This is a genomic window from Pedobacter nyackensis (assembly GCF_032678475.1).
GTDB classification, from domain to species: Bacteria; Bacteroidota; Bacteroidia; order Sphingobacteriales; family Sphingobacteriaceae; genus Pedobacter; species Pedobacter nyackensis_A.
Window position 1 is genome coordinate 1,549,471 of sequence record NZ_JAVTSF010000001.1, and the last position, 12,788, is coordinate 1,562,258.

General features: G+C 40.6%; 8 protein-coding genes. 1 reads left to right on the forward strand and 7 read right to left on the reverse strand.

Translation table 11 applies throughout. The features are described from left to right. Positions 1-14: 14 nt before the first annotated feature. The 7 genes from R2Q84_RS06255 to R2Q84_RS06285 all read right to left on the reverse strand — a co-directional run bounded on the left by R2Q84_RS06255 (position 15) and on the right by R2Q84_RS06285 (position 11,488). Positions 15-2,339: a glycoside hydrolase family 65 protein gene (locus R2Q84_RS06255; RefSeq protein WP_316815673.1), complete on the reverse strand. Its 2,325-nt coding sequence runs from the start codon at positions 2,337-2,339 to the stop codon at positions 15-17. A gap of 13 nt (positions 2,340-2,352) precedes the next feature. Continuing rightward, complete coding sequence (locus R2Q84_RS06260) at positions 2,353-3,369, reverse strand: SusE domain-containing protein (protein ID WP_316815674.1); 1,017 nt, start codon at positions 3,367-3,369, stop codon at positions 2,353-2,355. A 16-nt stretch (positions 3,370-3,385) separates the two neighbouring features. Further along, entirely contained in the window at positions 3,386-4,984 is a 1,599-nt protein-coding gene (locus tag R2Q84_RS06265; RefSeq protein ID WP_316815675.1) for a RagB/SusD family nutrient uptake outer membrane protein, read from the reverse strand. A 16-nt stretch (positions 4,985-5,000) separates the two neighbouring features. Beyond that, positions 5,001-7,952, reverse strand: coding sequence for a SusC/RagA family TonB-linked outer membrane protein (locus tag R2Q84_RS06270; RefSeq protein ID WP_316815676.1), 2,952 nt, complete (start codon positions 7,950-7,952; stop codon positions 5,001-5,003). Between the two features lie 50 nt (positions 7,953-8,002). Then, positions 8,003-9,580: an alpha-amylase family glycosyl hydrolase gene (locus R2Q84_RS06275; RefSeq protein ID WP_316815677.1), complete on the reverse strand. Its 1,578-nt coding sequence runs from the start codon at positions 9,578-9,580 to the stop codon at positions 8,003-8,005. 70 nt (positions 9,581-9,650) lie between these two features. After that, positions 9,651-10,475, reverse strand: coding sequence for a phytanoyl-CoA dioxygenase family protein (locus R2Q84_RS06280; protein ID WP_316815678.1), 825 nt, complete (start codon positions 10,473-10,475; stop codon positions 9,651-9,653). A gap of 140 nt (positions 10,476-10,615) precedes the next feature. Further along, entirely contained in the window at positions 10,616-11,488 is an 873-nt protein-coding gene (locus tag R2Q84_RS06285; protein ID WP_316815679.1) for an AraC family transcriptional regulator, read from the reverse strand. A 157-nt stretch (positions 11,489-11,645) separates the two neighbouring features. Between R2Q84_RS06285 and R2Q84_RS06290 the strand changes: the two genes are divergently transcribed. After that, a complete protein-coding gene (locus R2Q84_RS06290; RefSeq protein ID WP_316815680.1) occupies positions 11,646-12,785 on the forward strand; it encodes an alpha/beta hydrolase-fold protein in 1,140 nt (379 codons plus the stop codon). Positions 12,786-12,788: the final 3 nt, after the last annotated feature.

A 12,788-nucleotide genomic window follows, 5' to 3' on the forward strand; every position in this document is an offset into this window, starting at 1 on the left:
ACTCCCCAGAAAGTTTAAACCGACAAGATAACATTGTTGTCTGCCTCAATTTCGGCATAAGCAGCAAGCTTATAGTCCTTCTCCCTTAGCTTTACGATCAATGTAACTTTAGTTTCATTTTTGATGTTTATTCCATGCTCCGTAATCTTTATTTTCAAAGTAGCACCTCTAAATATTACCGTAAAGGAAAAAGCCTCCCACCTACCTGGTAAAAAAGGGTTAAACTGTAACTGACCATTTCGAACACGCATACCTGCAAAGCCTTCAACGATACTCATCCATGTTCCTGCCATCGAAGTAATGTGCAGACCATCTTCTGTGTCATTATTGTAATTATCGAGATCAAGACGGGCTGTACGCAGATAAAATTCATACGCCCTGGCCTCATCATTTAATTTTGCTGCCAAAATACTATGTACACAGGGTGACAACGAACTTTCATGTACTGTTTTAGGTTCATAATAATCAAAATTTCTTCTGATGGTTTCCAGATCATAATCTTCTTCAAAAAAATACAAACCCTGTAAAACATCTGCTTGTTTGATAAAACAAGAGCGCAGGATACGGTCCCAGCTCCAATTCTGATTAAGTGGACGGTCTGTCGCAGATAAGTGCTTTATTGTAAGCGGTTCTTTATCAAGGTAACCATCCTGTTGTAAAAATATCCCTCTTTTTGAATCCTCAGGGTAATACATATTTTCAACAATATAGTCCCAGTCAGCGAATTCCTTTTCTTTAATGTGCAGTTTCCTGAGCAACAGGTTATATTTTTCCGGTTGTTGTTGTTTTACAATTTCAGCAGATCTTTTCGCATATTTTAAACACCATGTTGCCATGAGGTTTGTGTACCAGTTATTGTCAACATTATTTTCATATTCATTAGGCCCTGTTACACCCAATATCACATATTGTTGTTTATGATTGCTCCAGTTTACCCGCTGTTTCCAAAACCGGGCAATGGCGACCAATACTTCAAGACCATAATCGGTCAAATAAGCTTCATCCCCTGTATAACGGATATAATTATAAATGGCAAAGGCAATGGCCCCATTACGGTGAATCTCTTCAAAAGTAATTTCCCATTCATTATGACACTCTTCCCCGTTCATCGTTACCATTGGATATAAAGCCGCTCCACCAGTAAAGCCTAACTTTCCAGCATTTTCAATAGCCTTATCTAACTGTTTGTAACGATATATCAACAGGTTCCTACTCACTTCTGGCACTGCAGTTGCAAGATAAAAAGGCAAACAATAGGCCTCAGTGTCCCAAAAGGTAGAACCTCCATATTTCTCTCCAGTAAAACCTTTAGGGCCAATATTCAATCTATCATCTTTCCCCGTATAAGTTTGAAACAACTGAAAAATATTGAACCTTATGGCCTGTTGAGCGGCCACATCTCCTTCTATTACAATATCACTTTCCTTCCATTTACTTGCCCATGCAGTGGCCTGAGCCGACAACAACAAATCAAAGCCCTCTAAAGCTGCTTTTTGTACCACAACTTTACATTGATCCATCAATATCGGCTTCGGATGGTTTTCAGAGGAAAGATTTGCAGCAACTTTATAGATGGTAATTTCGTCCTCGTATTCAGCATCAACAGTAAAAGTCTGTCCAACATATTTATCCTGATACACAGGCGCTAAAGCAAGTCTCAATTGTTCCTGATTTTTAAAAATACTAACACTGCTCCCCGTACAAACCTCAAACCCTGTTTTTTTCGTCCTTAAAGTTAAATAAGCTTCATTTCCACTAACTTCAGTAGCAACGGGCTCCCAGAATTTCTCTCCATAATTGCTATCCTGATTTTTAACATCGCCATCTATAAAAGCTGTAAAAGTTAGCTGTCCGCTAAAATTCAAAGGTGTTACACTGTAGCGCAAAGCAGCGACTTCATCATTAGCAATACTGCAGAAACGAGTAGCTTTTACGCTTACTTTTTTACCGCTCTTTAAACTAGCGGTAAAACTACGTTGCAGATAACCTTCCTGCATGTTCAGCTCCCGTTTAAAATCACTGACCTGCACCTGTGCCAGGTCAAGCACTTCTCCGTCAATAGTAACATCTAAGCCAATCCAGCTGGCAGCATTGATCACCTTGGCCAAAGATTCAGGGTAACCATTCTTCCACCATCCGACCCGGGTTTTATCAGGATAATAAACCCCGGCAATGTAATTGCCGGGTAAACTATCGCCAGTATAAACCTCTTCAAAATTGGCACGCTGCCCCATCCTTCCATTCCCCAAACTAAAAATACTTTCTGATATTTTGTTTAAATGTGGATCAAAGCCCTCTTCAATAATCCGCCATGCATCTGCTTTAATGTACTTCTTCATTTTTCTATTTTACTCAGTTTTTAATCATTATATAGCTCCCCGTTTTCCCATCCGCATTCACTGTTAATGTAAGCGTATAACTGCCAGCTGCCGTAACTTTAATATTTGCGGCCCCGACACCAATCGTTACACCCCAATCGTAATTTCTTCTGAATTTAAATTCCCCTACTCCCAGATTAGTAACCAGAACATATTGGTCTTTCCCGTCGTTTACGAACTTCATATCCGTATCGAAAAACCAGCCGCTGCCAGGAACAGCGTCACCTATAACAGACCAGCGGTTTGCAGGTTCAATAGTCCATACGTTGTTATTCAGATCAACCGTCAGCAGCTGCGGACCGGCAGCAGTGTTTTTGAGGTTACCTCCCGTTGTACTTAACTTTCCTACGCCACCATTTCCATAAGTAAAGTCCCATTTCTTGGCCGGCGCAATTTTAAATTCTGAATTTTCAGCCACAAAATTGATGACCCCCGTATAGATACCATTACCGGTAATCGACACCAGACTATCTGCCTTCAGAATATCCCAACCCTGGTAAGCACCGGGTACATATACCCAGCTGGTTAAAGGAAACGGCCGGGCACTGATGCCAACCACATTACTGTAAACAGGTGCCAGGTTTTTGGATATGGAAGATTTAACCCTGATTTCTACATCAGAATTATCCGTAGTCGGTAAATTTAGTGCCAGCAACAGGTTATTAAAATCAAAACCGTTGTAACTTTTAGTAGTGACTTTAGGGTCGAGCGTAATCTCTTTCGTTTTTTCTGCCGCGAAATTTTCACCTTTAGGTGATAACTGCAAAGTGTTTGTTACAGCTGCCTGATAACCGAAATCAGCCTCATTCATGGTAAAAGTAATCACATTGGTAGTCAGCATGGTTTTATCTAAAACCACAGTTGCCACAGATGCTTTTAAAGCTCCCCCATTGCCAGATGTAGCAACAACCGGGGCTTCATCTTTTTTACATGACCATAAACCAGTTGCGATTAAGCCGATGGCAATGGATTTTAAAATAAATGGTTTCATATCTATAGCTTAAATATTAATATCCTGTGTTCTGGGTTAGATTTGGATTGGCTACCACATCCGTTATTGGCAAAGGGAACAAAGCCCTGAAATCTTCCAGTGATTTACCTGCTTTAATACCACCTTTCCACGGCCATAGATAACCACCGCCTGTAAACTTCCTGAACCGGATCAGATCCGTACGGCGATAGCCTTCCAGATAAAGTTCTCTGCCACGTTCATTCAAAATATCGTTTAGTGTAATAGCAGTTACATTACCGGAAGTATTGCCATATGCTCTTTCTCTAAGTGCATTAAAATAGTTTAATGCCTGCCCCATTGTACCTCCGGTCCCGCCTCTCAGGACAGCTTCAGCATATATCAGATAAACATCTGCCAGTCTCAGCAATGGGAAATCCAATGAAGATAACATGCCGTCCTGGGATCCGGCCATTTCACCTGTAGAAGTTACGTTTCTGAACTTTGTGGTCCGAAGTCCATCTGTAGATACCGAGATATCATCATTTGCGGCTTTGGCACCAAAAAACATGGCCCGTTTATCTGTGTTACCGGAATAATCTCCGAATAACAAAGGCAATGTACTTTTGGCCCGATAACCACTCCATCCGCCGCCAGGCACACCAAAGGAAGCAGGATTCATACCTGGATCAATATTAGCGTTGATCAGAAATGTGGTACCGCCATAAGTCTGTGTTTTAAATCCATCGTAATTAATGGTTAAAATAATCTCCTTGCTGGTTTTATAGTTATCCGTCAGAAAGAGATTTTTATAATTTCCAGCCAGTGCATAACCCGCTCCGATCACTTTGCTCGCATATTTAATAGCTTCCGTATATTTGCCCTTACCAGTACCCAGATAGACTTCTGAATTGAGATAAATACGGGCCAGGATTGTCCAGGCCGCAGCACGGTCCGCCCTGCCATATTCATTCGTCATTGGCATAGCCAGCTCTCCTTCAATTGCAATCAGCTCAGATTCCACATAGTTAAACAAGTCCGCGCGTTTAATTTGCTTAGGATTCACCTTACCAATCTCATCAACCTCCGTCAGAAAAGGAGGATTGCCATATAGATCCATTAATATGTTGTACTGATAAGCCCGCAAAAACCTTGCTTCTGCTCTATACAGATTAATATCGGTTACCGCAGATCCCCTTATGCCACGACTACTTAATTTTTCAGGCGTGCTTTCTCTTAAAAATTCATTCGCCAGCGTGATCTGATAAATACATCTGGCATACAATCCTTTGATCATATTGTTATCCGGGCCAGGCATACCGTATACCGCCTCAGGAATACCCGGATCGGGCCATGCGCAGGTAGAAGCATCACTTGTGAGTTCCTGCAAATTCCAATACTGCCTTAAAAAATCTGTTTGGGCAGGATCAAATCCAGCCAGGTCCCCAATTAAATTAGTTGGGCCTTTAGTTCCTACCAATGCCCAGCTGGCATAAACTTTAGCGAATGCCTGCTTATATCCTTCGGCTGAGCTGTACACCTGGTCAGCAATGATATCATTTGTCGGAACCAGGTTTAAGCTATCTTTTTTACAAGCGCTGACTGCCATCACCAATATCAGTAAAGCAGCTCTATATATTTTATATCTATTGCTCATTTTCTTTATACTTTATTTAAAAACCAACATTTATACCCAGCGTATAAGTTCTGGGCCTTGGATATAAATTGTAATCGATACCTGAAAAGATCTCTGGGTCAATACCTTTATAATCGGACAACACGAATACATTCTGACAATTTGCAGAAATAGATAAAGTTGCTGTACCTGTTCTGGACAGCTTTCCTGCGTTAAAATTCAAGCCCAGGTTATCCATTTTCAGTAATGATGCATTCTTCAAATAATAGTCACTCTTGTATTGGTTGTTTACAAACTTACTTTTGTAAAGATCTGTACTGGCGTTATTGATATATTTCTCGTTTAACATAAAACGGCTTACACCAAACTGTGACGACACATTATCATAAATGTAACCACCGATGTTTGATCGCAATACCGTACTCAAAGTCCACCTGCCATAATTAAAGGAAGTATTAAAGCCCATCACATAAGCCGGTGTAGGTGATTTGAAAAACCTTCTGTCTTCATCACTTATTCTTCCATCTCCGTTCAGATCTTCGTATACGCCCTCCAATGGATTTCCTGAGGCATCGTATACTTGTTTATAGAGCAAATAAGCATAAGGCTCAAGTCCGACAGTATGGTATTGAATATAATTATCGATACCTCCCGTAATTCCACGTGCCTGCAGTTTAAAATCAGGATTATTATTGAGTGTTAAATTAGTCACCTTGTTTTTATTATAGCTAAGGTTAAAACCGATATCCCAGTTTACTTTATCACTCTTTAACACGGCGATATTGATGCTGGCTTCGATACCTTTGTTTTCCATGTTACCAACGTTGGTCAGCAATTGGTTACTAAAATTGGTACCAATAGGGATTTCAACTGTAGACAACAGATCCTTTGTTTTTTTATAATAGATATCTACACTTCCGTAAATTCGACCATCCAGAAAACCGTAATCCAATCCTGCATTATAGGTGGTAGTCGACTCCCAGCGCAAATCTTTATCATAGGGAAGCGGGCTATACAAATGGTAAAAGTTATCGCCCATCTGGTATTGGGCCTGGTCTACACTAGTGCTGTAATTTGGCAAATACGTATAGTTTCCTATCCCGTCTTTATTCCCTGTTTCCCCATAACTAAGCCTGATTTTCAAGTCAGACAACGTCTTGCTGTTTTTCAGGAAAGCTTCTTCTTTTACTCTCCAGGTAAAAGCTGCTGAAGGGAAATAACCCCATCGGCCTGAAGGATTAAACTTAGATGAGCCATCGGCACGCATTGTAGCAGACAATATATATCTGTCGGCCAGTGTGTAAATAAAACGGCCATAGTAAGAGAGCAGTTTATTACGCTGAACATCAAATGGGAAATTCGGCATCGCTTGTAATTCTCCCAATGCATTGTACGTTGGTAAAGCGTAGTTCTTTTTGGAATTATCGTAATTACCATATCCGGCAGTGATGTTAAAATTACTGTTGATACTTTCTACATCTTTCGTGTAGTTCAGATAAGCCTCGATAAATTTATCCTGCTGCGTACCCAGGTAGCCCAGCGAATATCCCTTAGTTAGATAATAATAGGCTGCATCCGCAGGAACCTTTGTCAGTCCCTGTCCTTTAGCTACATCATACCCTATGTTTACATTGGCATGTAATTCAGGCAGAAAATGGAATGAATAATCCAGTTGCAGGTTACCGTAACTACGATCTGCCTTACTATTATTCGAATAGTTTTCCAATAAAGACACCGGATTACGGGGGGTATTGACATTAGGAACAGTCCCGCTGATCCATTCAAAATAATTACCAAACTGATTATTGGCACGAACGGTCTGCGTAGGATCGAAAGCAATCGCATTCGGTACTGCCAGCTGATTGGCGAATCGTGAATTGGAAATCGTCCCTTTAAGATTAAGATCTACCTTTAAATGATTATCCAGTAAAGAAGGTGTTAAACGGATACCTCCGGTACCTCTTTTTAAACGATCCGTTAACAACAGCCCTTTTTGATCCAGATAACCTGCGGAAACCCGATAAGGCACATTCTGGAAAGTACCCGATAAAGTAAAGTTGTTATCTGTACCAAATGCATTGTCGTATATTTCATCCTGCCAGTCGGTATTTGCCGTCCCCGGTAAAGCCTTGGTTGCCGCAATTCCGTTCTCGTTTACATACGCCCTCACCTGATCGGCAGAAAGTACATTCACCTTTCTGGCAACTGTAGCATAAGAATTATTGGTACTGAAATTAAATGTCGGTTTGGCAGCCCCACCTTTTTTGGTAGTGATGAGTACCACGCCATTAGAAGCACGGGAGCCATAAATCGCGGTAGCATTCGCATCCTTAAGTACCGTAAAACTCTCAATATCTGCGGGATTGATTAATGAAAGCTGACTTGCAGCTCCAGATATACCTTCCCCACTCAAAGGAATTCCATCAATCACATAGAGTGGGTTATTACTTGCAGTTAAAGAAGCTCCTCCCCTGATTCTAATAGTTCCCGCCGAGCCCGGCTGTCCGCCGCCCGGTACGATGACCACCCCCGCTACTTTACCCTGGATCAACTGATCAGGGGTGGTAATCACACCTTTTTGAAAATCCTTACTGGTTACCGTAGTGACAGCACCGGTAAGGTTCTTCCTGGTTGTTGTGCCATATCCGATAACGACCACCTCAGCTAGTTTTTGAGCATCCGGTATAAGGTTAAAATCAAGCGTAATATTTCCGGAAACTGCAGCCGGTTTTTCCAGCGTCTCATACCCCACATAACTGGCTACGAGTACCAGGTTTCCAGCGGGCAATGCGCTTAAACTATAATTGCCTTTTGCATCGGTTGCGGTACTTCTTGTTGTTCCTTTAACAACTACAGAAGCACCCGGAAGACCCTGACCCGTTTCATCCAGTACCCTACCTGTTACCGAGCCATTTTGGGCACTGGCAGTAAGTACAGAGAAAAAAAACAGCACAAAGAGCCCCTGTTTTAAAGGGTAAAATACGTTCATACGTCAAGCTGGTTTAATTAATATTTGGTTAAAATTTCTTTTTGATTGTCTTACTTATCCGTACGCCAAACCTGTACGCCGTAAGCACCTAATTTGGATTCAATAGCTCCGTTTTTTACATTTCCAACCGACTGACCGAACAACTTAAGTGCTTGTTCAGCTCCTGCACCGTCGATGGTAAATTCCTGTTCCTGATCGGAAAGGTTTACTGCTACAACTACTTTTTGCCGACCTGAGACTCGACTAAAGGTGTATATCTTAGGGTTATTATTTTTTAAGGTGTGATAGCTACCAGCAGCTAATGCCGGTTGTTTTTTTCTAACTGCAATCAGGTTCTTATAAAAGTTCCATAGCGACAAGGGGTTAGCTTTCTGCTCTTCATAAGAAATACCGTCATTACTTTTTACAGTACTCGTATCCCACCATGGGCCACTATTTTTATACCAGAAAGTCATCCCTTTACCTTCAGCCTGCTTGTACCACTCAAAAGCTTCACGGGATGGGATCTCATTGGCATCGGTAATGCCACCATATTTACCGAACCAGGTGTCACCAAGCATGCCTATTTCCTGCCCATAATAAATAGATGGGATTCCTCCTATCAATAAGTTCAGTGCAGCGCCTACGCGTTCCTTTCCTGGATTTTGTTTAACCACTGTTCCAAATCTCGCGATATCATGATTTTCTATAAATACAATTTGCTGCTTATTTTCCGGTGTTCTGGAAAACGTGGTATCGGCAAAGGCGGCAATTTTTTCCTTGCTGAAAGTAGGAATGGCTTGCTGAATACGGAATGCAAAAACACGGTCAACAGCAGCTTTTTCAAGATAGTCAATCCCATACGAGCCCCAGTTGGCCTGCTCGGCCATGATGGTTAATTTAGGATTTACCTCTTTTAATTTATTAATTAGTGGTACCCAGAATGTGCTGAACAGATTACTTAATCGCTTTTTATTATCCAGATCATCCATCATATGATCTAACCGATAGCCATCTACCCCATCATCAAACTTGCCGTCGCCGTTCGGATCAAGCCAGAACTTAAATAGCTTATAATTGTAATCATGAACAGCTTTACTGTTCAAATTGACAGTGGTAATTTTACGCACTGTCCCGTCGTACCCCTTCAATTCTGTAATGTCATACACGATAGATGAAGGTTTGTTCTGCTCCTTATCATCATACAGGATATACTCCGAATATTTTGAGGCAGGGTTATTTAACGATTCTTTGTACCATGGGTGGTCCTCCGTTACATACTGAGTTTCCATGTCCATATAAATTTTCATTCCCCTGCGATGAATATCCTTTACCAAATCGATGTAGTCTTTCATTGTTCCGTATCTGGGATCTATTTTATCAAAATCGCTGGAATAGTAATTGTGATAGTAAACAGACTCATACAATGGAGTCATCAAAATAGAGGTCACCCCTAAATCCTGCAAATAGCCGAGCTTTTGTCTTAATCCTTTTAAATCGCCATGCTGATCACCATTTGCATCGTAAAAACTGCGTTGAAAAACATGATACATTACCTCTGCGTCAGATGCTTTTTTCTGTGCCAGACCATTCATTGCAAAGAGAGAAGCAATGAGTAAACCCACAATTTTGTGTGTAATTCCGTTCATAAATAATTTGGTTAGTGCTGTAATATTAAAGGGGGGTACTGTTTTTTAGAGGTAGCTGCATTGCTGTTGGTTACAACAGCAATGGATTCAGCTCAGAATCAGCAAGACTTCCAGGTGCTTTCCCCATTAGCCATTGCTGACGGTCATTTTCCTGCCATTTATGTTGTGGTTCGGTTACCCTGGCCCCATCGGCAAAATAAATAATAGTCATCACCTCGCGCATTTTATCAGAACTGTTGCCCGGTGCATTATGAATGGTGTAACCACGATGCCAGGTCGCATCACCAGCTTTCATACTGTTAGCTCTGGAAATTTCAAATCCTTTTTCCTTTACATGGTCTTCAAACGCATTTTCCGATTCATCAGATATGATAAAATCAAAAACATTGTCGTTCTTATGTGATCCTGAAGCAAAAGTAAGCATACCCATTTCTGGATTTGGTATATCAACCAATGGCATCCACATAGTAATCGTGTTATTCGAATCTAATGGCCAGTAGTTTTGATCCTGATGCCATGGTGTAGGGCCACCACCTGGTTCTTTAAACAATGCCTGATCGTGATAAAGACGGACATTATCTACTCCTAACAAATCAGCAGCTATTTTAGCGAAGCGTTTAGCCAATACAAATTTCTTTACAGCCTCGTCACCGCGCCATAAATTCATGATCTGTAAAAATGCCTTTCCATAAGTATCACGATCTTCAAGCTTCCTTTTCTCCTCGTTGTACTTAGCTGCAGCTTTACTGATTACTTTTTGATAAACATCAGCTTCTTCACTGCTAATTACGTTTTCAATCAGGGTGTGTCCCTTTTCTTTAAATTCCTCAATTTTATCCTGGGATATTGTTTTTAAACCATTAAGCTCGGGTAGTTGCATACTTTCAGTGTTCATAATCTTTAAATTGGTTAATCCAAAGTAAAGCCAATATGGAGGGAAAAAAAATGAACAAATTACTTGAAAAATGGTGTATTTTATCCAAATATGTTTAAATTAAAAATAATACTGATAAATATACCAATTCGAGATTAGAACTAAGCTTTGGTATCGTAGCCTACCATGAACTTTTTGCGATAGCTTAACGGGCTTAATCCCATTTTAGATTTAAAGACTTTATAGAAATGGGAAACATCAGTAAAACCACTGTTAAAAGCGATATCTGAAACAGGTTTATCAGTCTCAATAAGTTGCTGGGTGGCATAGTTGAGCCGATACTGTATAACCATTTCCATAAACGTTTTACGTGTAATTTTCTTAAAGTACTTACAGAATGCGTTAGTCGTCATATTGGTTAATGCCGCAGCTTCATTTAAAGATACCTGCTTTCTGAAATTATCTACCAGGTAAGCCAGCACGGGATTAATTCTTTTTTGTTCAACAAGACTTAAACGGGCTACGTCGGGTTCCTTATCTAACAAGGCCAGTTTGGAAGACTGGGTAAGCCTGTAAAGTATTTTTAAAAAACCAATCAGCATATGAAAATTATCCTGTTGCTGCATGGCTTTGATATCGGCGTATACCTCCTCAAAACTGTCATTATCAAACCATATTCCATTACCAGCCTTTTGGAACATAGATTTTATAGGCGCATTTTCAGGCTTTTCAAAAAAAAGCTCCCCGATAAAATCTGCCGTAAATTGTATAACAATTGCTTTCGCATCAGGCTGTTTTTCAGGTACGAGTTTCCAGCAGTGGGGCAGATTAGGACCAACAAGCACCATGTCGCCTGCTTTAAAATCGGCCATATGGTTCCCTATGTAACGTTTACCCTTACCCTTTAAAATCAGCGTCAGTTCAAATTCAGCATGAAAATGATAAGGCGCCCTAAAGGCCTCATCTCCAAAAGCGCGGACCAGGAAAGACTGTTCACTGGCTGGTTGTACAATTTCTGGCGTGGCTCTAATCATTGTTGTTTTTTAACACCAATATACATCTTTCGCAACAAATAAGATAATATACTCCATTTTTAAGCCAACTTGTGCATTGTATCTGTAAGTTATTAACCTTTATTTTGAAATCAACCAACCTCTTCGAAAAACGGATAGGAATATAAATACTGTACGAATGAGCAAGATCCCTCTTTTAACTATCGCATTGCTGGTGGGCATAAATTGTTATGCTGATCGTTTACTGGCACAATCTGTTAAACTAACCATCAAAGTTATTGAGCCTTTTAAAATGACGGACACCTTATTGGTGATCGGCGATCAGCCTCAATGGGGAAATTGGATTTATCCGCGCAGTCAGAAAATGCATAAAATTAACGATAGTACCTGGATCCAGGAAAACAACTTACCACAAAACACAAAAGTGAATTTTAAAATCACGCGCGGGTCTTACTACAAAGAGGCATTATACAACAACAGCGGACAAATTCCAACTGCTATCAGTTTAACGTTAACAAAGGATACCGTTGTTACACTCCGCCCAAGCAACTGGAACGACACCTATCAGCGCAGTATTAAAGGGACAGTAAGGTATTATCATAATTTTAGCAGTCCGCTTTTAAAAAACACACGTAATGTAGTGGTATGGCTACCTCCTTCTTATTTTAAACAGCCTGGTAAAAGATACCCGGTATTGTATGCCCATGATGGCCAGAATATTTTTGACCATACCAATGGTTCGGGAGGCGAATGGCGTATGGACGAGGTCGCGGACAGTTTAATGCGAAATGGTAAAACCGATGAATTTATTATTGTAGGCATTGCCAATACCAAAGACCGCTGGGTAGAATATTCCGGTACACCGGAAGGAATGAATTACATCAGGTTTATTGCGACGGAATTAAAGCCTTTTGTTGACAAAAATTTCAGAACGCTGAAGGACAAAGCTAATACAGCTGCCATAGGATCTTCTATGGGAGGACTAATCTCCTTTTATATGGTCTGGCAATATCCTGAAGTATTTTCTAAAGCAGCATGTTTATCCAGTGGCTTTTACTTTGATGACGGGAACATACTGGCGAAAGCAGCCAGACAAACCAGTAACCTGAACGGCAGCAGATTATATCTTGATTGTGGCGGACTGGATTTAGATAAAGATTTTTTACCTGCCAATGAGGAAATGAATAAAATATTATCGAAAAACAAGCTGATCAAATTGAAATACATGTACTTCCCGGATGACAAACATAACGAGATGGCCTGGTCTAAAAGACTCGATATTCCACTGACTTTTCTTTTTGGCAAACCTCAAAACTAATTC

What these genes read in the sequence shown, in the direction of transcription:
- R2Q84_RS06255 (WP_316815673.1), bottom strand. Translation starts at nt 2,339, where the DNA reads ATGAAGAAGTACATTAAAGCAGATGCATGGCGGATTATTGAAGAGGGC.
- R2Q84_RS06260 (WP_316815674.1), bottom strand. Translation starts at nt 3,369, where the DNA reads ATGAAACCATTTATTTTAAAATCCATTGCCATCGGCTTAATCGCAACT.
- R2Q84_RS06265 (WP_316815675.1), bottom strand. Translation starts at nt 4,984, where the DNA reads ATGAGCAATAGATATAAAATATATAGAGCTGCTTTACTGATATTGGTG.
- R2Q84_RS06270 (WP_316815676.1), bottom strand. Translation starts at nt 7,952, where the DNA reads ATGAACGTATTTTACCCTTTAAAACAGGGGCTCTTTGTGCTGTTTTTT.
- R2Q84_RS06275 (WP_316815677.1), bottom strand. Translation starts at nt 9,580, where the DNA reads ATGAACGGAATTACACACAAAATTGTGGGTTTACTCATTGCTTCTCTC.
- R2Q84_RS06280 (WP_316815678.1), bottom strand. Translation starts at nt 10,475, where the DNA reads ATGAACACTGAAAGTATGCAACTACCCGAGCTTAATGGTTTAAAAACA.
- R2Q84_RS06285 (WP_316815679.1), bottom strand. Translation starts at nt 11,488, where the DNA reads ATGATTAGAGCCACGCCAGAAATTGTACAACCAGCCAGTGAACAGTCT.
- R2Q84_RS06290 (WP_316815680.1), top strand. Translation starts at nt 11,646, where the DNA reads ATGAGCAAGATCCCTCTTTTAACTATCGCATTGCTGGTGGGCATAAAT.